General features: G+C 41.1%; 18 protein-coding genes. 10 read left to right on the top strand and 8 right to left on the bottom strand.

All coding sequences use genetic code 11. The annotated features are described in order from the left end of the window. Positions 1-171 precede the first annotated feature (171 nt). The 6 genes from B2W36_RS18150 (at position 172) to B2W36_RS18175 (ending at position 7,944) form a co-directional block, all read left to right on the top strand. Positions 172-1,485 (top strand): PDZ domain-containing protein, encoded by a 1,314-nt coding sequence (locus B2W36_RS18150; protein ID WP_293889074.1) that lies wholly within the window; start codon positions 172-174, stop codon positions 1,483-1,485. A gap of 533 nt (positions 1,486-2,018) precedes the next feature. Further along, positions 2,019-3,410 carry an RtcB family protein gene (locus B2W36_RS18155; RefSeq protein ID WP_293889076.1) on the top strand — a complete coding sequence of 464 codons (1,392 nt, stop codon included), beginning with the start codon at positions 2,019-2,021 and terminating at the stop codon, positions 3,408-3,410. 1 nt (position 3,411) lies between these two features. Further along, positions 3,412-4,038, top strand: coding sequence for a peptide chain release factor H (gene prfH / locus B2W36_RS18160; protein WP_293889077.1), 627 nt, complete (start codon positions 3,412-3,414; stop codon positions 4,036-4,038). 297 nt (positions 4,039-4,335) lie between these two features. Continuing rightward, entirely contained in the window at positions 4,336-5,211 is an 876-nt protein-coding gene (gene prpB / locus B2W36_RS18165) for a methylisocitrate lyase (RefSeq protein ID WP_293889079.1), read from the top strand. A 9-nt stretch (positions 5,212-5,220) separates the two neighbouring features. Continuing rightward, positions 5,221-6,372 carry a bifunctional 2-methylcitrate synthase/citrate synthase gene (gene prpC / locus B2W36_RS18170; RefSeq protein WP_209574347.1) on the top strand — a complete coding sequence of 384 codons (1,152 nt, stop codon included), beginning with the start codon at positions 5,221-5,223 and terminating at the stop codon, positions 6,370-6,372. Positions 6,373-6,489: 117 nt separating this feature from the next. Then, complete coding sequence (locus B2W36_RS18175; RefSeq protein WP_293889081.1) at positions 6,490-7,944, top strand: bifunctional 2-methylcitrate dehydratase/aconitate hydratase; 1,455 nt, start codon at positions 6,490-6,492, stop codon at positions 7,942-7,944. Positions 7,945-8,115: 171 nt separating this feature from the next. Here B2W36_RS18175 and B2W36_RS18180 read toward each other — a convergent pair whose 3' ends face one another. Continuing rightward, positions 8,116-10,227, bottom strand: a complete 2,112-nt coding sequence (locus B2W36_RS18180) for a 3-hydroxyacyl-CoA dehydrogenase NAD-binding domain-containing protein (RefSeq protein ID WP_293889083.1) — start codon at positions 10,225-10,227, stop codon at positions 8,116-8,118. A gap of 32 nt (positions 10,228-10,259) precedes the next feature. Then, positions 10,260-11,435, bottom strand: a complete 1,176-nt coding sequence (locus B2W36_RS18185; protein WP_293889085.1) for an acyl-CoA dehydrogenase family protein — start codon at positions 11,433-11,435, stop codon at positions 10,260-10,262. Between the two features lie 320 nt (positions 11,436-11,755). Between B2W36_RS18185 and B2W36_RS18190 the strand changes: the two genes are divergently transcribed. Beyond that, on the top strand, positions 11,756-12,934 hold the full coding sequence (locus B2W36_RS18190; RefSeq protein ID WP_293889087.1) for a thiolase family protein: 1,179 nt from the start codon (positions 11,756-11,758) through the stop codon (positions 12,932-12,934). A 118-nt stretch (positions 12,935-13,052) separates the two neighbouring features. Here the strand turns inward: B2W36_RS18190 and B2W36_RS18195 are convergent, their stop codons facing one another. The 3 genes from B2W36_RS18195 to B2W36_RS18205 all read right to left on the bottom strand — a co-directional run bounded on the left by B2W36_RS18195 (position 13,053) and on the right by B2W36_RS18205 (position 15,062). After that, positions 13,053-13,271, bottom strand: a complete 219-nt coding sequence (locus B2W36_RS18195; protein ID WP_209574336.1) for a hypothetical protein — start codon at positions 13,269-13,271, stop codon at positions 13,053-13,055. 289 nt (positions 13,272-13,560) lie between these two features. Beyond that, complete coding sequence (locus tag B2W36_RS18200; RefSeq protein ID WP_293879186.1) at positions 13,561-14,685, bottom strand: DEAD/DEAH box helicase; 1,125 nt, start codon at positions 14,683-14,685, stop codon at positions 13,561-13,563. 185 nt (positions 14,686-14,870) lie between these two features. Further along, on the bottom strand, positions 14,871-15,062 hold the full coding sequence (locus B2W36_RS18205; RefSeq protein WP_046672944.1) for a cold-shock protein: 192 nt from the start codon (positions 15,060-15,062) through the stop codon (positions 14,871-14,873). 305 nt (positions 15,063-15,367) lie between these two features. Here B2W36_RS18205 and B2W36_RS18210 point away from each other — a divergent pair, with 305 nt between their 5' ends. Continuing rightward, entirely contained in the window at positions 15,368-16,651 is a 1,284-nt protein-coding gene (locus B2W36_RS18210) for a Gfo/Idh/MocA family protein (protein ID WP_293889089.1), read from the top strand. Between the two features lie 49 nt (positions 16,652-16,700). Here the strand turns inward: B2W36_RS18210 and B2W36_RS18215 are convergent, their stop codons facing one another. Genes B2W36_RS18215 through B2W36_RS18225 form a run of 3 tightly spaced genes read right to left on the bottom strand, consistent with a single transcriptional unit; the run spans position 16,701 to position 18,625 of the window. Then, complete coding sequence (locus B2W36_RS18215; protein WP_293889091.1) at positions 16,701-17,333, bottom strand: alpha/beta hydrolase; 633 nt, start codon at positions 17,331-17,333, stop codon at positions 16,701-16,703. A gap of 22 nt (positions 17,334-17,355) precedes the next feature. After that, positions 17,356-17,655, bottom strand: coding sequence for a GNAT family N-acetyltransferase (locus B2W36_RS18220; protein WP_293889093.1), 300 nt, complete (start codon positions 17,653-17,655; stop codon positions 17,356-17,358). Positions 17,656-17,698: 43 nt separating this feature from the next. Beyond that, on the bottom strand, positions 17,699-18,625 hold the full coding sequence (locus B2W36_RS18225) for a ring-cleaving dioxygenase (RefSeq protein ID WP_293889095.1): 927 nt from the start codon (positions 18,623-18,625) through the stop codon (positions 17,699-17,701). A 336-nt stretch (positions 18,626-18,961) separates the two neighbouring features. On the opposite strand from B2W36_RS18225, the gene B2W36_RS18230 reads away from it, so the two are divergent. Beyond that, positions 18,962-22,879 (top strand): response regulator, encoded by a 3,918-nt coding sequence (locus B2W36_RS18230; protein ID WP_293889096.1) that lies wholly within the window; start codon positions 18,962-18,964, stop codon positions 22,877-22,879. 4 nt (positions 22,880-22,883) lie between these two features. Further along, entirely contained in the window at positions 22,884-23,240 is a 357-nt protein-coding gene (locus B2W36_RS18235; RefSeq protein WP_293889097.1) for a response regulator transcription factor, read from the top strand. Positions 23,241-23,244 lie beyond the last annotated feature (4 nt).

Below are 23,244 nucleotides of genomic sequence, written 5' to 3' on the forward strand. Positions count from 1 at the left end.
GGTCCGGAAGGATTTAAAGGCAGATGCAATACGGTACAACAACATGTCGTTTTCTCGGGTAAAAAACTGGCGATAAAAGATTGAAAATTGCTCAGGCAGTTTTCGCCTTTTAAAAACCTTTTTTTATATGAATTTTGTTGTTTAAATTGGAAATACCAAATGTAAACTTGAATGAAGGTATTTTTTCTATCGCTGGGATTGTTCTGCTTTCTCCTCACTCAGGGGCAAGTAGGCTTTGTATTGAATGGAAAAAAGCAGGCTAAATTTTCTTTCCTCTTTGTACATAACTTGGTCATCATTCCAGTTTTGGTGAATGGTTATACGATGAACTTCCTCTTGGATACAGGCGTAAAGGAAACTATGATATTTGGCGAGACATTAAAATCAATCGATACCGCCGTTTTTGTCAACAAATTTCAGGGTTTAGGTCGTGAAGAGGGACTGGATGGTTATTTGTCGATTAATAACCATGTAAATATAGCTGGTGTATATGAAGATTTGGACCAGCCAATATACATTCTACAAAATGCTCATATTGATATCTCTACTCGCATAGGAGTAGAGGTAAATGGCATTATGGGAAGTCGTTTTTTTGAAAACCACATGATAGAAATTGATTTCCAAAAACATCGCATCACGTTATTTCCTAAGACAAATCGGCCCAAGGGGCTGGAGAAAATGCAATGTTTACCGTTGGATATTGTAAATAGCCGCCCCTATATTGCAGTTGCTTTCAGACAGGATGATGCCGTGATCGATGGCCGAGTATTGATTGATATGGGAAATAGCGATGCTTTGATGCTTATACCTTCGAAGTTAGATAATTTCGATATTAAACCTCCTTTTATCGATGACTATATTGGGCAAGGCTTTAATGGCGAGATTTACGGGAAAAGAAATCGAATACGGTCGCTCGAGCTCGGTCCGTTCACAATGAATTATCCGCTTGTCGCCTATCCTGAGTTGAGCTCGTTACAACATGCGACATTTGTAAGTGAAAGGATAGGCTCTCTTGGCAACGAATTGTTGCGTCGATTTAAAGTCATCTTAGACTATCCAAATAAAGTAATCTATCTCCGTAAGAATAAGGATTTTGATCGTTTTTATTATTTGAATATGAGTGGTCTAGAAATTATACATGATGGTATTCAATACGAAAGAAAAGAAATACCAGTGGTCCTTCAAAAAGATGGTGGTACAGAGGTGAGAATGGGAAATAGTGTGCAATATCGCTTTGTGCTCCGAAATATGTATAAGATTGCAACGGTGCGTGAGGGGTCGCCTGCGGCAATCGCAGGACTACTGCCTGATGATAAAGTCATAAGGATCAATGGTCGGTCCGCATCTTCATTTTCTTTGGAGTCGATTCATAATCTTTTTAAATCGGAAGAGGGTAAGGAGATGCGTTTTCGTGTGATGAGGGGCGGGAATACAGTGGATTTTAAATTTGTATTAAAAGATCCTCTTCCATTCAACGTAGATTAAAATAGCTTCTGTTTTTTATTATCTAAATATACTTATATTTGCGCTCAATATTATTATAATTTTAACACTTTAAATACGAAGAGATATGTTGGTCGCTAGAAAGATAACACAGCAAGCTTTTAAGGCAAATGGATTTGCCGAAAGCATTCTTCGTGCTTTTTGTAAGATGTAAGATATTGTTCGAAATATAAGCGTATCCTGATAGATTCAATCCGCTAGGATGAATTGTCAAGTAGCTTAATTCTTTTGGAAAACCAATTTATACAAATCAAGAAGCCGAAGTTCATTCGGGCTTTTTTTATTTTCCGGATTTGATGTTCAATTAAACGAGCTAACCGCAATAGGCGATGATCGCTTTGTGTCTTTGTGCGTACACATCACAGGGATAGAAGCGATGTTGCGCGCGCCGCTGGAGGATAATTCGCAGAATTAAACGTTTTATATCCAAAATATGTTCCCGAATTTTTTCAACATGCTGTCAATTTGATTCGCAAGAACAGATTGACCGTTAACTGTTTATTTTTTTAATAAAAATGGGAAGTAAATTATCAGGGAAAGATCTAGTTAAAATAGGATTTCCTAAAAATAATGTAATTAATACAGCTTTAGGGCTGATCACAAGGTATCGTAAGAAAGAAGAAAAAACAACGATTCTTCTTGAACTTACGGAGCTGTTAGAAGCTCCAGAGCGGTTTATGGGGCATAAAATATGGGGCAAAGTATCTGAAGGGTTGGTTAAGCCCGTTGAGCTGCGCATGCAGGAACTGCATTCACATCCTGCTCCATTTAGCATATTTGGAGAGAATGAAATTGATCAGCAGGCCAAAAGGCAATTGTATGATGCTTTGAGATTACCAATTTCAAGACAAGGTGCATTGCTACCGGATGCACATACGGGTTACGGGCTTCCTATTGGAGGTGTGCTGGCTGTAGAAAATGCCGTAATACCATATGGCGTAGGTGTCGATATCGGTTGTCGGATGAGTCTGTCGCTATTCGATTTGCCGGGTAGTTATTTCAAAGGGAGAGAATTTCAACTTAGAAATATATTGAAGGAAAATACCAAATTTGGTTTAAATGAAACACATCGTGATAAACATGATCACGCTATTTTCAGCAGAGCTGAATTTCAGGACATTCCGATGCTCAAAGAGCTGTTAGGTAAAGCGTACAGACAGTTTGGGACTTCCGGCAGCGGTAATCATTTTGTCGAATTCGGTGTAGTTGAACTTCATACCGTGAGGGATGAATGGGGAATAAGTCCAGGGCAATATCTGGGAATCCTATCCCATAGTGGCTCTCGGGGACTGGGCGCGCATATCGCTAAACATTATACAGCTCTTGCGGCACAGCAATGTCCCTTACCGCGCCACGTGCAGCATTTGGCCTGGCTGGATTTAGCAAGCCAAGAGGGACAGGAATATTGGATGGCAATGAATTTGGCGGGAGAATATGCACAGGCCTGTCATGCAGATATTCATCGACGTCTGGCGAAAGCACTTGGGAGTAATCCCATCGTAACGATCGAAAACCATCACAATTTCGCCTGGAAGGAACTTGTGAATGGTGAAGAATGTATCGTTCACCGGAAGGGCGCAACGCCTGCTGGTGATCGTGTGCTGGGGATAATCCCTGGTTCTATGACAGCGCCAGGATTTATTGTGGAGGGGAAGGGAAACCCACTAAGTTTACAGTCTGCTTCACATGGAGCTGGGCGTGTTATGTCGAGGTCAGCCTGTAAAAACAGTCTGACAAAAAGCGCCATGATGAAAGATCTGGAAACCCATGGGGTGCATTTAATTGGTGGGGCATTGGATGAATCACCGCGAGCTTACAAAGATATTGATCGGGTCATGAACTTACAGCAAGAACTGGTTAGTGTTCTCGGTACATTCAGTCCGAAGATCGTTCGTATGGATAAATAATATGATGGAGGAAAAGTACTTGCAAGTTACCTCAGGACGAGGTCCTAAGGAATGTAATTTGGCGGTTAGGCTAGTCGCTAGCCGCATCACTCTTGAAGCGCGTAAAGTTGGGGCAATAGCCGAAGAATTAGAAACAGAAGAAATTGATGGACTTCCCTGTTCTTCGACCTTCCGGCTGAGGGGAAATGATCTGGACCAATTGTTGGATAAATGGATTGGTACAGTCTGTTGGGTCTGTAAAAGTCCCTTTCGTCCTTTGCATAAACGCAAAAATTGGTTTGTGGAAGTAAAACCCTATTCTCCGGTAGCAAAGGAAGATGTGCTGCATTTGAAAGATGTCTATTTTCAGGCAATGCGTAGCAGCGGAGCAGGAGGCCAACATGTTAATAAGGTCAGTTCAGCAGTCAGAGCAACGCATGTTCCTAGCGGTATCAGTGTACAGGTGATGGATACGAGGTCGCAGTTGCAGAATAAAGAGATTGCACTGCTGCGATTAGCGGAGCGTTTGAGGGAATTGGGCCGTGAGGAGTTAAATGTGGCCAATGAGCAAAAATGGAAAAATCAAATCGAAGTGAAGAGGGGGCAGGCAAAGCGGGTTTTTCATGGTCCTAATTTTATCGAAAAATAGTTTTTTTTGTGCATTTATAAACAAAGCAATGATCCATGTGGTCATGCGGATTTAGATAGAAGCCTTGAACCTAAGTTCAGGGCTTCTTAAATTAGGTGAAGTGCTTTTTTGTTTATAGCCGTATTTTCTTCTGTAAATAACCTTGCGTTTAGAAATTAATTTGTTTTATTGGTGTGTTAATTTGTATCTTTAGGAAGAACGCTCTAAAGAAGAGTGTTTAGACTACGTAAACTAAATTAGTCGCTGTTGCCTGTATCTAAAGGTAATTGCAGGGCTTGGAATTTCAAATTCTATATTATGATAAAATCCCCAGGTTTCCTCTTTAGGGAAGCGATTAAGAACGAAAAACCATTGCAAATTGTTGGAGCTATTAATGCTAATCATGCTCTTTTGGCTGATCAGGCCGGTTTTAAGGCAATTTATCTTTCTGGCGGTGGTGTTGCTGCCGGTTCATTAGGAATTCCAGACCTTGGCATTACCACACTACACGATGTTTTGATTGATGTAGATCGCATTACAAATGTATGTCATCTCCCTTTGATGGTGGATATTGATACCGGCTTTGGTCCGTCGGCCTTTAATGTTGCCCGAACGATAAAGTCGTTAATTAAGGTGGGTGCAGCAGCAATACATATGGAGGATCAGGTGGGAGCTAAACGTTGTGGACACCGGCCGGGTAAAGAACTGGTCTCTTCCTCTGAAATGGTCGACCGCCTAAAAGCGGCAGTGGATGCGCGAACGGATGAACATTTTGTCATTGGTGCACGCACAGATGCACTCGCTTCGGAAGGTATTGAATTGGCTCTGGAACGAGCTGTCGCATATAAAGAGGCTGGAGCAGACTTTATCTTTGCTGAAGCAGTACACCATTTGGACCAATACGTCCAATTTAGTGCCGCGACTGGCCTCCCTATTTTGGCGAATATCACCGAATTTGGACAGACACCGTTGTTTAATCTGGATGAACTGCGTCAGGCGGACGTTTCTATTGTTCTTTATCCACTTTCTGCTTTCCGTGCGGCTAACAAAGCGGCTACGGAGGTTTATCGTCACATTCGGCGAGATGGCGGACAGGCTAATATGATCGAGCACATGCAGACGAGAGAAGAGTTATACAGAAGTATCGATTATTATGCCTATGAAAATCGATTGGATCAATTGTTTAATAAATAATTTTATCAGATGGAAGAGACAAACGGTACGGGTTTTAAGCCTAAAAAAAGTGTAGCACTCTCTGGTGTACCGGCAGGTAATACCGCTTTGAGTACTGTCGGAAAAAGTGGTAATGATTTGCATTATAGGGGGTATGATATCTTGGAGTTGGCGCATCAAGCCAGTTTTGAGGAGGTGGCCTACCTGCTTGTTTATGGGAGCTTACCAACTCAGGCGCAATTAAGCAGTTATCAAAGTCAGATCTTAAGTCAGCGTGGGTTGCCGATTACTGTTCAGCACGTACTGAAGCAATTGCCATCCACTGCTCATGCCATGGACGTCTTGCGAACCTATGTATCTTTTTTTGGAAGTGTTTCACCCGAAAAAGAAAGCCATCCCATTGCTGGGGCTCGGGATATTGCAACTCGCCTGATGGCGTCAATGGCTTCAGCGCTGTTGTACTGGTACCATTTCAGTCAGCATGGCCGTGAAATTGAGGTTGAGACAGCCGATGCAACTTTAGGTGGCCATTTTCTGCATCTGCTACATGGAAAGGTACCCGCCGCTTCTTGGGTAAGAGCTATGCAAATTTCACTCAATTTATATGCAGAACATGAGTTTAATGCATCTACATTTACAGCGCGGGTCATTGCTGGGACAGGTTCTGATATGTATTCCTGTATAGCTGGTGCGATAGGTGCGTTACGCGGACCTAAGCATGGCGGGGCCAATGAGGTCGCTTTTGAAATACAGAGCCGTTATGCAAATGCTGATGAGGCGGAAGTGGATATCCGGAGACGATTGGCTAATAAGGAAGTTATTATTGGGTTTGGTCATCCTGTATATACAATCTCTGACCCAAGAAATGAAGTGATAAAACAAGTGGCAAGGGAGCTTTCGGAGGAAGCTGGAAACATGACACTCTATCTGATCGCAGAGCGATTGGAAAAAGTCATGTGGGAGGAAAAGAAAATGTTCCCTAATCTAGATTGGTACTCGGCAGTGTCCTATCATATCATGGGCATTCCGACAGAAATGTTTACTCCTTTATTTGTCCTCTCACGTATTACCGGATGGTCTGCGCATGTTTTCGAACAGCGTCAGGATGGAAAAATTATCCGGCCAAGTGCACATTACACTGGTCCCGACAATAGAGCTTTTGTGCCTATTTCTGAACGGTAAATAGGACTGGGGGCAGGAGGCCAAACCTCTTTGTTAGCATATAGCTATTAGGAAAATTAGGCGTAAGAGCGGATTTTAATCAATAAATAAAACGACAGTCTTATACAACATACACGAATGGGCTCAGCAATATCAAATGAAAGACCACAGCCAGATCAGGTTTTAGTGGACATTGTGGACTATGTTCTACACGATAAAATTGGAGGGAAAGTTGCTTGGAATACGGCTTTCTATTGTTTTCTCGACACAGTTGGTTGCGGCTTGGAAGCACTAACATATCCCGCCTGTACCAAACTCTTAGGGCCTGTTGTTGCCGGTACCATTGTGCCAAACGGCGCACGGGTACCAGGTACAAATTTTCAATTGGATCCCATACAGGCGGCGTTCAATATCGGCACGATTATTCGATGGCTAGATTTTAATGATACCTGGCTCGCTGCGGAGTGGGGACATCCATCAGATAATTTGGGGGGTATTTTAGCAGTGGCAGATTGGTTGAGTCGAAGCAATATAGCTAACGGTCAAAAGCCGTTAAAGACTAAAGCGGTGCTGGAAGCAATGATTATGGCCCATGAGATACAAGGTGTTTTAGCACTTGAAAACTCTTTTAATAAGGTGGGGATAGACCATGTTATTTTGGTGAAAGCGGCTTCAACAGCAGTTGTAGGTAAGCTTCTCGGTCTAACAAAAGAAGAGCTTATCAATGCGGTTTCGTTGGCTTTTGTTGACGGGCAAGCATTACGCACGTATCGACACGCCCCAAATACAGGTAGCCGAAAATCCTGGGCTGCCGGAGATGCTACTTCGCGTGCTGTTCGGCTCGCGTTGATCGCAAAAACTGGAGAAATGGGCTACCCCTCTGTTTTGACCGCACCAACATGGGGATTTTATGATGTATCTTTTCGAGGTAATCCATTTAAATTTCAACGGGAATATGGATCTTATGTAATGGAAAATATTCTTTTTAAAATCTCTTTTCCGGCCGAATTCCATGCGCAGACTGCAGCTGAAGCTGCTATGCAACTTTATCAGCAACTGAAAGAATTTGGAAAGAGCAGTGCGGATATCGCTCGTGTAACCATCCGCACACATGAAGCCGCTATTCGTATTATTGATAAAAAGGGGCCTTTACACAATCCTGCAGATCGGGATCACTGTATTCAATACATGGTGGCGATTCCGTTGATATTTGGCCGGTTGACAGCTGACGACTATGAAAATCATATCGCTTCTGATCCAAGAGTCGATACGCTTCGCGATAAAATTTCCTGTGTTGAAGATGCGCAGTTCACTGCTGACTATCACGATCCTCAAAAACGTGCAATATCAAACGGTTTGACAATTGAATTGATTGACGGTACAATATTGCCTGAATTAGTGGTTGAATATCCGATAGGTCATCCCAGGCGTAGGGCAGAAGGTATTCCTAAGTTAATTGAAAAATACAAAACAAATCTTGCTCGTGTATTTTCGGAAAAGCAACAGCAAACCATTCTTGCTGCAACTTTGGACTACGATACATTCCTTGAGCAGGATGTTTCGCATCTCATGGATTTGTTTGTCCGCCAATGATAGCGAAGTAGGGCGGCATTCAATGTCGCACTACTTTTTTTTATTACCTCGCTACATCACTAAATCACTACGCTGTTTTAAGATTGTAATAGGTATACTGTACCTCTTCGTATTTTTATAATCAGCTATTAGATCCGCATCGGAGCATGCAGCAGCAGTCTCAAATTCAAGTTAGCTGATACAGGGCCAGTTTGACTCGAAGCCATGATAAAATCTGAAATTCTTGTTCGCCAGTTTTTTTAAAGATTCGGGGATGTCCCATTGATCGCCAAGGGACTGAAATACCTGACATTCGGCCACGAAAACCGGAAGCGTTGTGCGGTCGATGTGGCTAAAAACTCCACCGGTATAAGAGGCATAACCTACGCCTAAAATAGCGCCGATGTCACCGTCGATGGGCTGATCGAGTATGCCTTCTTCGAGGCATCGATAACTATCTAATGCCATGACATGCAACAAACGTTTATGAATTGTCGTAGGCTTTACATTTTCCTTTAAAGATGAAATTTTGGGATTCTTCCAAATCGTTTTGTTTTCACTTGGGTAATCGTAGAATCCTGCTCCCCATTTTTTTCCTTTTCTTCCCTGTTCAACTAGCGATTTCAGGTAGTTATATGCGCGCTTCTGGCTGGCGTGCAGTCGAGGTAATTGATCGTAAACATGTAACATCAGTTCCAGGGAAATTTCGTCCAATACTGCCAAGGGCCCCACTGCAAATCCTGTTGCCGCCGCCTCTTGTTCGATCAACTCCGGTGAGATACCCTCCAGGACCATGGTAATACCTTCGAGTAAATAGTTGAAGAATACGCGCGAAGTGAAGAAGCCAGGACCATCATGTACGACTATCGGAACTTTATTGAGGCGTGAAGCTGTAATAAGTGCTTTCTCTAAAGTTTTTTGCGCGGTTTGTTTACCGCAGATGATTTCGACAAGGGGCATGCGATCTACCGGAGAAAAAAAATGCATACCTATAAAATTTTCGGGATTGTTGGATGCTTTTGCAAGCTCGGTAATGGGCAATGATGTGGTATTTGTGGCGAAGAACCCATCTTGGTGTAAATAGGGTAAGCTTTGTCGTGTTACTTGTGCTTTAAGGTGGAAATCTTCAAATACCGCTTCAATAATGCAATCAGATCCGTCAAGATCTGCCATTTGATCGGTGGGTTTGATACGAGCAAGTAATTGGTGTTGTTGTGAGGAGGTGATGCCACCGAAAGTGAATAGTTTTTTGCATATCCGATTGGAATAGGCTTTGCCCTGTTCAGCTTGGTTGAGTGTAACATCTTTTAAAACGACCTCAATTCTCGCTCGCGCAGCTTCATAAGCTATACCAGATCCCATCATACCGGCGCCCAATATGCCGATTTTTTTTAGGTTGTAGTCGTTACCATGTGTGATCTTCGTGGATGATTTTGCTGATTTTACGCCGTAATGCAGTGTGCGGACCATACTCAATGTCTCGGGAAGGCTGAAGGCTTCCAGGTATAACTGTGCTTCCTTCTCGGCGATTTCAAGAGGGCTGGATGAAGAGTTTGCTGTTAATAACTCAATAACAGCGTTTATGCCAGGATATAAACCGCGTGCCTTTTTTTGAATATTGAAGACTGCATCGGCTGTTATTTCGTCGGTATGCCGACTCCCTTGTTTATCAAAACATTGAGGTGTATGGCGGATCGAGGTTTTGGCTAAATGTAGGCAGTCATCGGAGTGATACGCTAATTCGTCTACCAAGCCGAGTTTGTGGGCTTCCTCACTACTCCAAAGTTTGCCTTGTGTCAGCAAGCGGAGCGCATCGTTGGCACCAATCAATGGTGGTAAGTAGACGGTTGTACCAAAAGCTGTAAACAGCCCGTATTGAGCTTCGGGGAAGCCTAATTCTATTTGTGTTGGTGCAATTCGATAGCTAGACCACAACATACTTGCTAGTGCTATGCCTGAACAATTACCAGTAAAAATGGAAACAATAGGTATATTAAACGTTTTCCAGCGCAATACCTTTGATAGAAGCGCGTATAAGTTTGAAGAAGTTGCACGGTTCAGTGAAAATTGCTCAAATAACTGAATATATTCGATTTTTTCATCTTGAATAGGGCAAGTATACACAACGCCTTTGATTTCTTTCGTTTCGAGAACAAGCGTGACCAGGTCAACAAATTGCGTGAGATAACCTACAATATCCAGCTGCTCGGCTATTGTTGAGAAAGGGGTTATTGTAATGATATGATGATCGTCCTGTTCTACCCAAAAGTGGGGATGTGTTATATAAGATTTGTTTTCCTGCATAATACTTGACAATAGGTGTTGCGTTACTTCGATTATTGGCTGGAACTTTTGGATGGATAGGTTACATGATCTATCGTCATTTTGGCGATGATTTCGAGCATGATTTCTGATGTGCCGCCAATAATAGTTCCTACACGCACATCGCGATATAACCGGGCGATTTTATAATCTTCTGTAAATCCATAGCCACCAAATAATTGGAGACATTGATTTACAACGTTTAGCGCAAGCTCACTCGCTTGTAGTTTAGCTATGGAGCATTCCTGCACGGCATATTCCTGCTGATTTTGCAGGTCGCAACAATGGTAAATAAAAGCTTTCGTCGTAGCTATATTCGCTTTCATCTGCGCGAGGCGATGCCGGATGGTTTGAAATTCCTGAATTTTCTTGCCAAAAGCTTCGCGTTGTGCTACATAGTCAAGTGTATACTGAAATGCAGATTCCGCGGTAGCAAGACTATGGATAGCTGCAGTTAGTCGTTCCAATTGGAGCCCATCCATTAAGTAGCGGAATCCTTCTCCTTCTTTACCAATGAGGTGCGAAATAGGGACCCGAACGTTGTTAAATCCTAATTCAGCTGTATCAGAGGCATGCCAGCCTAGTTTTTTGATTTTGCTTGACGAAACGCCAGTTGCATTTCGATCGATAAGTAGCAAGCTGACACCCTTTGTACCCTGTTCAGGAGATGTCTTGACAGCTGTAATGAAGAAATCACCATAATACCCATTAGTGATAAAAGTTTTAGATCCGTTGACAATATAAAAATCTCCATCGCGTACGGCTGTTGTCTTGATTTGCTTTACATCAGAACCGGCTCCGGGTTCTGTTATAGCCACAGCACTCACCATATCTCCTGCAATAACGGGCTGAAGATAACGTGCTTTTAGATCCTCTGAACCATATTTGAGTAAGTAAGGAGCGGACATAAACTGAATAACAAGTGTGGAAATAGTAAATCCTCCAGAAAAGCAAGAGGATAATTCTTCACAAAGGATCAAGGAATAATAGAAATCCAGGTCTACTCCGCCGTAAGCTTCTGGCATATTTAGTCCCATAAGTCCCATGTCACCCATTTTTTTCCAAATATTCCGATCTATTTCACCTCTATTTTCCCAGTCGTCGATGTAAGGTGTAATTTCTTTTTGAATAAATGCGCGAAGTGTATCGCGAAAAATATAATGTTCGGCTGTGAACCTGACTGTCTGCATAATCGTTTATTTTCCTTATTGGTTATTTTTGAAATACGAGCGTGTTTACGTATCTGCTCTTTCGGGATTTTAGCTATACTAATTTAATGAAAAGCTTTGGCTTTTTACAAATATTTATTCTTTATTTTTCGTTCAATTGTTTAAGTAGGGAAGTTTATCAAATGTTTTTTTGCTATTTATTCTGTTTTAATGTATAAAAATAAAACGGCGTTGTTGTGCTGTATCTGTTAAATTTTTTATCTTTAAACATCAGGAAGGTGGCCGGGTTATCATCAGGAAAGCCATCTGATTTTAGCAAAACAATTATAAACTTTTATAAGATGTCAAAAAGAGTATTTATCGTTGCTGCGAAACGTACGCCAATTGGAAGTTTTGGTGGTGCATTATCGACCCTATCGGCGCCAGAGCTTGCAGCTCAGGCTGTTCGTTCTGTTGTTAAAGAAGCCGGTGTTGCTAGCGATTTGGTTGAGGAAATCATAATGGGTTCAGTTTTGCAAGCAGACTTGGGGCAAGCGCCGGCGAGGCAGGTGGCGAAGTTTGCTGGTCTTTCGGATCATACGGTTGCAACAACCATTAATAAGGTATGTGCGAGCGGTATGAAAGCAATAGCCGTTGCTGCGCAGGCAATTTTTTTAGGCGACGCCGATATTATAATTGCGGGCGGGATGGAGAGTATGAGTAGAGTGCCTTATTATGCTAATTCCATGCGTTGGGGTGCTAAGTTTGGTACGCAGCGTCTAAATGATGGTTTACAGCGTGACGGCTTGAGTGACGCCTATTCAAATGAAGCTATGGGGTGCTTCGCCGAGCTATGTGCCGAAAAATATCACATAAGTCGTGAAGAGCAGGATAGTTATGCCATTCGCTCTTATAAACGCAGTCTCGATGCTTGGCAGAAAGATAAGTTTTTAAAGGAGGTTCAATCTGTAACAATACAAGGTCGTAAAGGGGACACGGTAGTTTCGGAGGACGAAGAATTTTCCCAGGTCAATTTTGACAAAATACCCGAACTTAAACCAGCCTTCAAAAAGGAGGGGACGGTAACTGCAGCAAATGCATCGACCATCAGTGACGGAGCGGCGGCTGTCCTTTTGGTGTCTGGCGAAAAAATGGAAGAACTTGGACTTCATCCAATTGCAGAAATTGTCGCTTGTGCTGATGCGGAACAGGCTCCAGAATGGTTTACAACGACTCCAAGCGTTGCTACCGAGAAAGTGCTGAAAAAAGCTGGATTGACACTCCAAGATATTGATTACTTTGAATTTAATGAAGCTTTTTCTGTTGTGGCGTTGGTAAATGCACAAATTTTGGGTTTGCCAATGGACAAAGTCAACGTGTATGGAGGAGCTGTCTCTTTAGGCCATCCATTAGGTTGTTCGGGAGCAAGAATCGTGGTTACATTAAATAGTATTTTAAGACAAGAGGGAGGCTCATTGGGGCTTGCGGCAATCTGTAATGGTGGCGGTGGCGCATCTGCCATGATAATCAGAAGAACTTAATTCTTCTTCCAGATCAGATTATTGTACTTATCTGGAAGAAGCTCCATTCATTTATTTTATTGTTGATCATTCATAGCTTCCAAGAGGATTGTTCTATTCGTTACAACATAGATTGATTCTACTCTTCATATAAGCGGTTTGCCTCGACTCCGTGAAGGGCTAGTTCTGATTCGATTTCCGTAGGGTTGAGTCGGATACCTTCTATGGTTAATAGATTATAAATAGAATCCAAGTCTATTTTCCATTCGTGGATGCCATTCAATTTTTCAATAGCGTCTTTGATTTTGTCTACAAGACTGGGATGTTGAGCATTAGTTTCGAAAATGAGCTTTTCCATAGTGTTCCATATTAGGCCCGATAAAAAATCAGGCGTGTTTAACCAAAATAGTATAGACAATCATTTGATCGGCTAATTACGATAGTATTAATATACGCATAATAATGTTAAATTAATGGTCTAAAATGATTAAATTGTAATGAAACTATTAATTTTTGTAATAAATATGAGAATATGCTCCATCATTAACGTTGTTGATGGCTGATCGTAGACCCTAAAAAAAGTAGTGTTAAACAAAAAGCCCTTAATCCATTTGATCTAAGGGCTTTTTGTTTAAGGCTATGAATGCTTATTTACTTGTTTTTTCTATTTTGATCTTTAATCCGATCAGTTTTTCAATATCAGCCAGATAAGGTCTTTCTTCCACATCACAGAAAGAGATTGCTTTTCCTTCGAGTCCGGCCCTTCCTGTTCTTCCGATGCGATGAACATAGGTTTCAGGTACGTTCGGGAGATCATAATTGATAACGAGGGGAAGTTGTTCGATATCGATTCCTCTTGCAGCAATATCGGTGGCAATTAATATTTTTAGATGATTGTCTTTAAATTCACCCAGTGCCTTTTGTCTGGCATTTTGAGATTTATTTCCGTGAATGGCTGCTGCTCTCAAACCATTTTTCGCAAGTAGCTTAACAATTTTGTCGGCTCCGTGTTTTGTTCTGGAGAATACGATCGTACGTTCCTGTTTAAGTTTTTTTAATAGGACTGTTAGCAATTTGATTTTCTCCTTCTTTTCAACGAAAAATACCGATTGATTTACTTTTTCGGCTGTTGAGCTTACCGGAGTAACGTCAACTTCCAAAGGTTTATTCAATATTCCATGGGCAAACTTACGGATGTTGGGAGGCATTGTTGCCGAGAAAAATAGTGTTTGTCTCTTTGACGGAATCTTAGCTAGGATCTTTTTTATATCATGTATAAAGCCCATGTCCAGCATGTTGTCGGCTTCGTCCAATATGAGCATTTCGATCTTATCTAGAAAAACGATCTTTTGGTTTATTAGATCCAGTAAGCGCCCCGGGGTAGCCACCAGGATATCAACGCCCTTTTTTATTTCTTTGACCTGTTTTTCTTGGCTTACTCCGCCGAAAATAGTGCAATAGTTTAATTTTAGATATTTTCGGTATAAATTGATATTATCTCCGATTTGAATAGCCAGTTCACGTGTTGGCGTAAGAATCAGTGCCCTAATTGGAACGAATTTACCTGATGTCTTGGTTTCTTCAAGGCGTTGTAAAAGGGGGAGTGCAAAAGCGGCAGTTTTCCCTGTGCCCGTTTGTGCACACCCAATCAGATCGTTTCCTTTCAGTACAATTGGAATCGCCTTTTGTTGAATTGCTGTGGGATGTGTATAGCCTGTTTCTGTTATTGCTTTTAAAAGCGGATCGATTAAACTGAGTTGTTTAAATTCCATGCGTAGTATGTTCGAATTTGTCTTAAATAAAACCTTTTCAAATCATTTTATGCTTTTTATTTGAATGCCAAAAGTCTACAAATAAAAAGGATAGGATTAATGAAAGTTTAAAGGAAGAATAGGAAAAAGAAATGGGATAAGTCATTGTGAATTACCCCATTTAACAAGAAAGTGTATTTTTTGGATTACGCCAATTTTACATTTGTAGCGCTGATCCCCTTTGGAGTTCTTTCTACATCATAAGTAACAACGTCGCCTTCAGATACTTGATTTTTAAGCGCAGAAACGTGTACGAAAACATCTGCACTACCATCCTCTGGTGTAATAAAACCAAAACCTTTAGTTTCATTGAAAAATTTAATTTTACCTGTATTCATTATTTTTAATTAAGTGCGGCAAGTTAGGTATAAAAAACCATTAATCGCTCATTTTTTTTGATGAATTACAAAATGTGCTGTTCAGTTGGCTAATTTTCATCGTAAATGGAGACTTTCGCTGGGTTTGTCTATATATATTTTACAATGCGTATTGCAGGCACCTAAATTCATTTTTGTAATTTCATCGAAGCAATTTGCTTTTGATAAAAAAGGGAGCATTTCTCAATAAGGTATTCATCGAGGCGTATGTATTCATATCGATAACCTCGGCGATGCTTAAATAACAATTTTTAAACCAATATCTAATGAATAGAAAAGATTTTATCAAATCGTCCACTGTTTTGGCTGCATCATCATTTTTCTTAAATGTCCAGGGTTCCAGTTTATTAGATCAGTCTATTCGAGTTGGGCTGATTGGTGTAAATGGCATGGGCTGGTCAGATTTGAATTCATTATTAAAGAATGACGGTATTATGTGTACAGCTCTTTGTGACGTAGATGATAATATTCTTAAAAAAAGAGCGGAAGAGCTGCGAAAAAGGAGCATACACGTCGAAACTTTTTTGGATTATAAAAAGATGCTCGATAGCTCACTCGTAGATGCCGTGATCATTGCAACGCCAGACCATTGGCATTGCCTTCAAATGGTAGACGCTGTCAATGCAGGAAAGCATGTATATGTAGAGAAGCCCATTGGAAACTCTATTCTTGAATGTCAATTAATGGTTCAGGCTGCGAAAAAGAATAAGGCTATTGTTCAGGTTGGCCAATGGCAAAGGAGTCAGCAACATTTTCAAGATGCTATTGATTTTGTTCATTCTGGTAAATTGGGCAAAATAAGATTAGTAAAGGCCTGGTCCTATCAAGGGTGGAAAAGTGCCATTCCCGTTGTACCTGACGAACCCGTTCCGGCAGGTGTTCATTATACGGAATGGCTTGGACCCGCGCAAAAAAGGCCATTTAATCTGAATCGATTTCATTTTAATTTTCGATGGTTTTGGGACTATGCGGGTGGCTTGATGACCGATTGGGGGGTCCATATGCTGGACTATGCTTTACTCGGCATGAACGTTTCCGATCCAAAGTCTATTATGGCCTCAGGAGGCAAATTTGCTTTTCCGGATGACGCTGGACAAACGCCGGATACAATGACGGCCGTGTACGAGTTTGAGGGTTTTAATATTCAATGGGAGCATGCCAAAGGAATTGATCTTGGTCCATATAACCGTAACCACGGTGTCGCATTTATTGGTAACAATGGTACGCTGGTTTTAAACCGGTCTGGATGGGAGGTGATTCCAGAAAAGGGGCGGATGGAAGCGGTCGCTATGCAACCTTCTTTAGACGATGGACTAGATAAGCACATGGAAAATTTTGTGGCCGCCATTCGTCAACGTAATCCGCTATTACTTCATGCACCAATCGAAGTTGGCGCCCATATCGCCATCTTTTCTCAGCTAGGAAATATAGCATTCAGGACAGGTCAAAAGCTCTATTGGAATAAAGAACAACAGAATTTTACGGATCAAAAGGCGAATGAGTACTTAGCATCGGTTTATCATAACGGATATAAATATCCAAAGGTATAATGCATTGCGACGGGTTGTTGATTAAAATAAATAATCAACAACCAATGGGTTATTGCTGTACATCTTTGAGCACAAATTCATTTGCAAGATCGATCTCCTCGCGATTGATGGTATGACCTCCGTTTGAATATATAGCGAGCTGTACGTTTGCATTCATTTTTTGTAAAATGGATGCTGTTGTTTTGACCCGTTCTAATGGAACGTGGAAATCGGGATCGCTAGTGCCGAGGAGAATTGGAGTCTGTGCAAAATCTCCGCTGTAATTTTGGTGGTTAATTTCTTCACCTATTACGCCGCCGATAATTGCGACTGCCCCTCCGTAATGCTGCGCATGCCGTGCAAGGTATTCGAGCGTTAAGCAGGCTCCTTGAGAGAACCCGAAAAAATAAATGTCTTTGGCAGGGATTCCCTGCGCTAAAGCGAGTTGAACGGTATGGTCGATTAAGTCCAGTGCTGAACTCAACCACGGTTCGTTCTGTTGAACAGGAGCTATAAAGGAAAAGGGATACCAACTGTGGTTTTCGGCTTGAGGTGCCAGCAGTGCAAAATTATCGACCTGAAGGTACGATGACAGGCTAAGTATATCTTCGGCACTTCCGCCCCGGCCATGGATCATGATGATGGCTTTTTTTGCCTGTTCCAAATTGTGACCGGCTCTCTTGATGTTTAGTGGATGACTCATGTTGCTTTTTCTTTTTTGATAATTATGTTGTTCTTCTAAACCAAATATCTTGATAGCGCTCGGGATGGCGATGAAATTGTGCATTTACATAAGGACATAATGGAACAATTTTCATGTTATTTTCGCGGGCATAAGATACGAGCTTTTCGAGAAGTATTTTTGCAAATCCTCTGCCTTCATATACATCATCTACCTCGGTGTGGTAAACAACAAGGTTGCCGTCGATGATCGCAATGCTCATTAAGCCGGCTTTATGATTATCAGAGAATAACTGGAGTTCGCCGCGTTGACTTTTGTCCAGGATAATTTCAGTTCTTTCCATAGCTCTTTTTTTTTTGCAGGTGAAATTAATGTGATTTATTGATCTAGTCTATTTTCGGTAATGCTTTTTCAATTTGTAATCGGTGGCTTTCATACTGTTTTGGTAATTTGAGGGCAGAACCTAAACTCGATAGCTGTTCATCCACTGTAAAACCGGGGTTATCGGTCGCGATTTCAAAAAGTACGCCTCCTGGTTCACGAAAGTATAACGAGAAAAAATAGTCTCTATTTATTTTAGGCGTGATATCTAATCCTGCCGAAAGTATTTTTTCGCGGTACTCCATCAAGACGTTATCGTTTTTCACGCGAAATGCAATATGATGGTTTGTACCGGCTGCATTTTTGCCGTAGTTCAGATTTTCATCTGCAATGATGTCGACCATGTTGGCTGTGGCTATACTGTCCGTCGTCAATCGATAACGATTGTCAATCTGTTGGCTAAGCGTATAGCCTAAAATATCGGTCAGTATTTTTACGGTTGGTTCTGCCTTTCTTAAAGAGAGTGTTACATTATGGAAGCCTTTTAAGGCATTTTCTGCTTGGATATCGGTGGTTGTCCAAGGAAGTCTTGGATCAGTTGTTTCAATAAACTGAAGCTGTAAGCCGTCGGGATCACGAAATGATATTAATTTCTCTCCAAAAATCTCATCTTCTATCCACTGGATGCGATATTGTGTTAAGCGATTTTTCCAAAAATCTAGACTACCTTTCGGTACCGAGTACCCTATGTGGGTAGCCATTCCTGCACCTGGGGCTCCTTTTCCGATACCTTCCCAAGGGAAAAAAGTAAGGATAGTCCCAGGTTCTCCCATTTCATTGCCGTAGTAAAAGTGGTAGGTGCCGGGATCATCAAAGTTTACGGTCTTTTTTATAAGACGGACACCCAGTACTTGCGTATAAAAATCGAGATTTCGTTTTGCATTATCGGCTATCGCAGTAATGTGATGCAATCCTAATATTTTATTTTCCATATCAACGTGTTATATTTTTCAACGAGTTATATTTTTTACAATGCGTTATGTTTTCTTAACTGAGATAAAGTTACACCAATTCGAAGAAAGTTTTATTGAACTAGATTAATAAAATCAATTGTGTATCAGTAACGGTATCTCTCTAAATTTAATTGGAAAATAACTTATTTATTAGGAATATAGACGATGAATTTTTGAGATAAGGCAACTATTCATCGCATAGTTTGTTCTTAATAAAACATTATTTGATCAATTTCCTTATTAATTAGGCGGTGTTCAGTAATGTTTTTGTTAACTTCACGGTGATAATAAACCTGATCTAAATACTGGAAATAAATGGTAAATAATGTTTTTCCTGAAAATGAGTTAAGAAGGATAGAAAAACTAAAGTCTTATGAGTTAATGGGACTTGGGAAAGACCCTGAATTAGATGTTTTTGCGCAGGCGGCCTGTTTGATTACAGATTGTCCTGCCGCTCTAATTGGCATGATGGAACAGGAAACGCAACGTATTCAGAGTTGCGTTGGGATAGCGTTGGAGACTGTGGACAGGAACAATACCCTTTGTCAATACACAATCATGAGTAAAGAAGTGGTCATTATTGAAGACACTTTTGACGATGTTCGCTCCTCATCCAATCCCTTGATTCGCGAAGGAAATATTCGTTTTTATGCCGGGGTTCCACTTTTGGATGATGATGGAGATGCGCTTGGAACAATCTGCGTGATTGATTTTCAGCCAAAAAAGCTTTCTGAAAAACAAGTGAATTCTTTAGCTGAACTCGGTAAGGCGGTGACCAAGATCTTATTGGGCAAGCATCGAAAAATACAGGCCGGTTATTTCGCTGAGATTTTTCATCTCACCAACAATATTATTTGTGTTTTGGATGATATGCGCCATGTCAAAGAAGTTAATCCTGCATTTAGTAAAGTTTTGGGATTGTCCCGTTCGAACAGCTTAGGCAAATCTATTTTCACTTTACTGGGTGACACTAAAGAAAAATTAGTATCCGACTTGAACCGGGTAGAGGAAGCAAAATACGGTATCCAAAGCAGCAGTACAACTCGAACAGACAACGGCCAAATGGTGGAGATTGAATGGCATTTTAAATTTGATGCAGTAAACCGTGATATTTTGGCTTTCGGCAGAAATGTAACAGCTGAACGTGAAGAGAAACTGAAATTGGAAAATTCGGAGCGTAGATTCCGTAGCTTTTTTGAAAATGCCATTGGCCTGATGAGCATGCACGATATGGAGGGTAATATTTTATCAGTCAATGAAAGAGGAAGAGAGATATTATGTTATTCCAAAGAGGAGGTCAAAGGGCTTAATCTAACAAACTTGGTCCCGGCTCATCATGTTGGTCTAGTTGCGGAATATCTTCAACGTATTGCGAGCAACAGAGAGGATTCAGGAATGATGGTTTTGCAAACAAAAGATGGTGAAGATATCTCATGGCTTTATCATAACATGTTAGAAACTGATGAGAATGGAAAGTCTTACGTTTTCAGCACCGCGCTGAATATGACAGATCGGCTACGGCTTGAAAATGATCTTTTGCATACCAAGCAGATCTTAGAACAGACAAATGCTGTCGCTCAAGTTGGTGGATGGGAGGTAGATCTGATTGACAATAAGGTCTATTGGTCCGATTCTACAAAGCTTATCCATGGTGTACCTCTTGATTTTACGCCGGATTTTGAGCATGCTATCGGATTTTATGAACAGGAGAGTCAGGTTACTTTGCGACGGGTATTCGAAGAGGCAATTGCATCTAGGACACCGTATGATACGGAATTACGTCTATTAAAGCAAAATGGCGAGTCTATTTGGGTACGCGTAAAGGGTATTCCCGAATTTGAAAATGATGTATGCAAACGTGTGTATGGAATTATTCAGGATATTGATCATAGTAAATCGCTATTTCTGGAGTTAGAACGCAAAGAGTCGATGTTACGGGCCTTTGTAGATTACGTTCCGGCTTCTGTCGCCATGTTTGACCGAGATTTTAACTACATTTCTGTCAGTAATCAATGGTTGGAAGATTTTCATGATGGGGCGAATTTGCCGCCTAACAGTAACTTTTTTGATCTTTTTCCCAACATTCCGGAAAATAGAAAGAAAATATACCGCGATGCTTTAGCTGGCGTATCTTATAAGAATAGGGATGAGATTATTCAGGCCGGTGGATTTGCCGAAGCGCAGCATTTCAATTGGGAAGTTAGGCCATGGCATCTGGCTGATGGAAGTATAGGTGGGATCATTATTTTTACGCAGAACATTACGGAGTCAGTAAAAATAAATGATGAATTGAAATTAGCAAAAGAGCTAGCCGTGCTAGCGAGTAAGGCAAAGTCCGAATTCCTAGCCAATATGAGCCACGAAATTCGAACACCTTTAAATGGCGTGATCGGATTTTCAGACTTATTGTTGAAAACGCCATTAAATGATACGCAATTGCAATATCTTGGCTATATCAATGAATCGGGGAATAGCTTGCTCAATATTATCAATGACATTTTGGATTTTTCAAAAATTGAATCCGGAAAACTTGAATTATTTGTTGATAAATATAATCTATATGATGTAGCTAATCAGGTTATTAATGTTGTTCTCTATCAAGCCCAACGAAAGGATGTCGAACTGCTTCTGAATATTGAGCAGGGGCTACCCGCTTTTGTTTGGATTGATGAATCACGTATCAAGCAAGTATTGGTGAATCTGTTGGGTAATGCGGTGAAGTTCACAGAAAAAGGCGAGATCGAATTTAAGATTAGTAAGCGCTATAATAGCGAGGATAAATTAGCGCTACGGTTTGAAGTTAGGGATACCGGTATTGGAATTCCGCCCGAGAAGCAGCAACGTATATTCGATGCTTTCACCCAAGAAGATAGTTCCGTAAGTAAACGTTATGGTGGTACCGGACTTGGTTTGACGATCTCTAATAACCTGTTGAAATATATGGGAAGCAAACTGAATTTGGTGAGTAAAATGGGCGTCGGATCCACATTTTTCTTTGATATTGAGGTTCCATTTGAAGAACAGGAAGTTATAGATACAGCACTGCCATTAAATCGGGTTCTTGTTGTTGACGATAACGCCAATAATCGGATCATTCTTCAACATATGCTATCGTATAAGAACGTCGAATCTGTACTTGCGGCTAATGGTATGGAAGCTTTACAGTTATTGATGAAAGGTGAAAGGTTTGATGTTATTTTAATGGATTATCATATGCCGATATTATCAGGCCTTGAAACGATCGGTAAGATCAAAGAGCTCTTTCTGAAGCAAGAGGAAGGTATTCCATTGATCGTCTTGCATACCTCATCGGAAGAGCATGAGGTCATTTCGGCATTTCGACAGGAAGAGCATTCTTTCTGCTTGCTTAAACCTATTAAATCAGAAGAGTTGTATTCAACACTTCGCCGAGCGATCCAGCAAAATAGGCAGGAAGCCGTCCAAGCAAAAGCTAATGAAAATTTACCTGTGTCGTCAGATTTTTATGATAAGGAAATTCAGGTGCTATTGGCAGACGATAATGCAGTCAATATGGCGCTCAATTTGCGCATTATGGCCAGTATCATGCCGAGTGCACGACTGACTGAAGTGTCTGACGGGGCTCAAGCCATTGAGGCCTGTATGAAAAAAACATTTGATTTTATTTTAATGGATGTTCAGATGCCTGAGATCGATGGTATCGAAGCTACCAAACAGATTCGCCAGATTGAAGGTTATGCCGACACACCTATAATTGGTGTTACAGCCGGTAATATTTCGGGTGAAAAAGAACGTTGTCTAGCTGCGGGAATGTCCGATTTTTTAGCTAAGCCTATTCGACAACAAGATTTGTACACAGCGTTAGATAAAGCTATATCTGGTAATCCGATTGTTGACGAAGGGTCCGAATTAGCGCACGACGATCAACATTTAGACATGCGTCGCTTGGATGAACAGGCCGGTGATGATCCTGCATTTCTAGCGTTTTTTCTGGATTTGGTCGTACGGGAGATAACAGGGGCTAGAAAGCAGCTTCAGGTGGCAATCCATGCCAGTGATATTGTCCATGTCAAGGAGCTGCTGCATAAATTGCGGGGCACTGCTTCAACAGCAGGGCTAGTCAAATTGGCCGAGATGACAAAAGAATTGGAAACAAGTTTCACTATTGAAACTGATCTTGCGACTGCTTTTATAGCAATTGAACAAGAAATGGATATAGGTTTGGAACTCATTACAAAAATTTTAAATAAATAACGCTATGTTGATTTTAATAGCTGAAGACGACGAATTGGTACTACGTACTGTTGAGCACAAATTGGTAAAAGAAGGGCACGAAGTAGTGTTGACCAGAAATGGCCGTGAAGCGATAGAGAAAATTAATGAACTGGATTTGGATTTAGTTGTGACGGACATTATGATGCCTTTTGCTTCTGGTATTGAAATTCTTTCGGCGATAAAGCGCGTTGGAAAGGCGATTCCAGTCATTGTATTATCGAGTATGGGCCAGGAGGAGGTTGTGGTCGATGCCTTCGACTTAGGTGCATCAGATTTTATGGTTAAGCCATTTAGTCCAAACGAGCTTATTCTTAGAATAAAACGCATAAAAAATAAATAAACAA

It is taken from the genome of Sphingobacterium sp. UBA3549 (assembly GCF_002376635.1).
In the GTDB taxonomy this organism is placed as follows: Bacteria; Bacteroidota; Bacteroidia; order Sphingobacteriales; family Sphingobacteriaceae; genus Sphingobacterium.

Excerpts from the sequence above, each read along its gene's own strand:
- B2W36_RS18150 (WP_293889074.1), top strand. The coding sequence starts at position 172 with ATGAAGGTATTTTTTCTATCGCTGGGATTGTTCTGCTTTCTCCTCACT.
- B2W36_RS18155 (WP_293889076.1), top strand. The coding sequence starts at position 2,019 with ATGGGAAGTAAATTATCAGGGAAAGATCTAGTTAAAATAGGATTTCCT.
- prfH (WP_293889077.1), top strand. The coding sequence starts at position 3,412 with ATGATGGAGGAAAAGTACTTGCAAGTTACCTCAGGACGAGGTCCTAAG.
- prpB (WP_293889079.1), top strand. The coding sequence starts at position 4,336 with ATGATAAAATCCCCAGGTTTCCTCTTTAGGGAAGCGATTAAGAACGAA.
- prpC (WP_209574347.1), top strand. The coding sequence starts at position 5,221 with ATGGAAGAGACAAACGGTACGGGTTTTAAGCCTAAAAAAAGTGTAGCA.
- B2W36_RS18175 (WP_293889081.1), top strand. The coding sequence starts at position 6,490 with ATGGGCTCAGCAATATCAAATGAAAGACCACAGCCAGATCAGGTTTTA.
- B2W36_RS18180 (WP_293889083.1), bottom strand. The coding sequence starts at position 10,227 with ATGCAGGAAAACAAATCTTATATAACACATCCCCACTTTTGGGTAGAA.
- B2W36_RS18185 (WP_293889085.1), bottom strand. The coding sequence starts at position 11,435 with ATGCAGACAGTCAGGTTCACAGCCGAACATTATATTTTTCGCGATACA.
- B2W36_RS18190 (WP_293889087.1), top strand. The coding sequence starts at position 11,756 with ATGTCAAAAAGAGTATTTATCGTTGCTGCGAAACGTACGCCAATTGGA.
- B2W36_RS18195 (WP_209574336.1), bottom strand. The coding sequence starts at position 13,271 with ATGGAAAAGCTCATTTTCGAAACTAATGCTCAACATCCCAGTCTTGTA.
- B2W36_RS18200 (WP_293879186.1), bottom strand. The coding sequence starts at position 14,685 with ATGGAATTTAAACAACTCAGTTTAATCGATCCGCTTTTAAAAGCAATA.
- B2W36_RS18205 (WP_046672944.1), bottom strand. The coding sequence starts at position 15,062 with ATGAATACAGGTAAAATTAAATTTTTCAATGAAACTAAAGGTTTTGGT.
- B2W36_RS18210 (WP_293889089.1), top strand. The coding sequence starts at position 15,368 with ATGAATAGAAAAGATTTTATCAAATCGTCCACTGTTTTGGCTGCATCA.
- B2W36_RS18215 (WP_293889091.1), bottom strand. The coding sequence starts at position 17,333 with ATGAGTCATCCACTAAACATCAAGAGAGCCGGTCACAATTTGGAACAG.
- B2W36_RS18220 (WP_293889093.1), bottom strand. The coding sequence starts at position 17,655 with ATGGAAAGAACTGAAATTATCCTGGACAAAAGTCAACGCGGCGAACTC.
- B2W36_RS18225 (WP_293889095.1), bottom strand. The coding sequence starts at position 18,625 with ATGGAAAATAAAATATTAGGATTGCATCACATTACTGCGATAGCCGAT.
- B2W36_RS18230 (WP_293889096.1), top strand. The coding sequence starts at position 18,962 with ATGGTAAATAATGTTTTTCCTGAAAATGAGTTAAGAAGGATAGAAAAA.
- B2W36_RS18235 (WP_293889097.1), top strand. The coding sequence starts at position 22,884 with ATGTTGATTTTAATAGCTGAAGACGACGAATTGGTACTACGTACTGTT.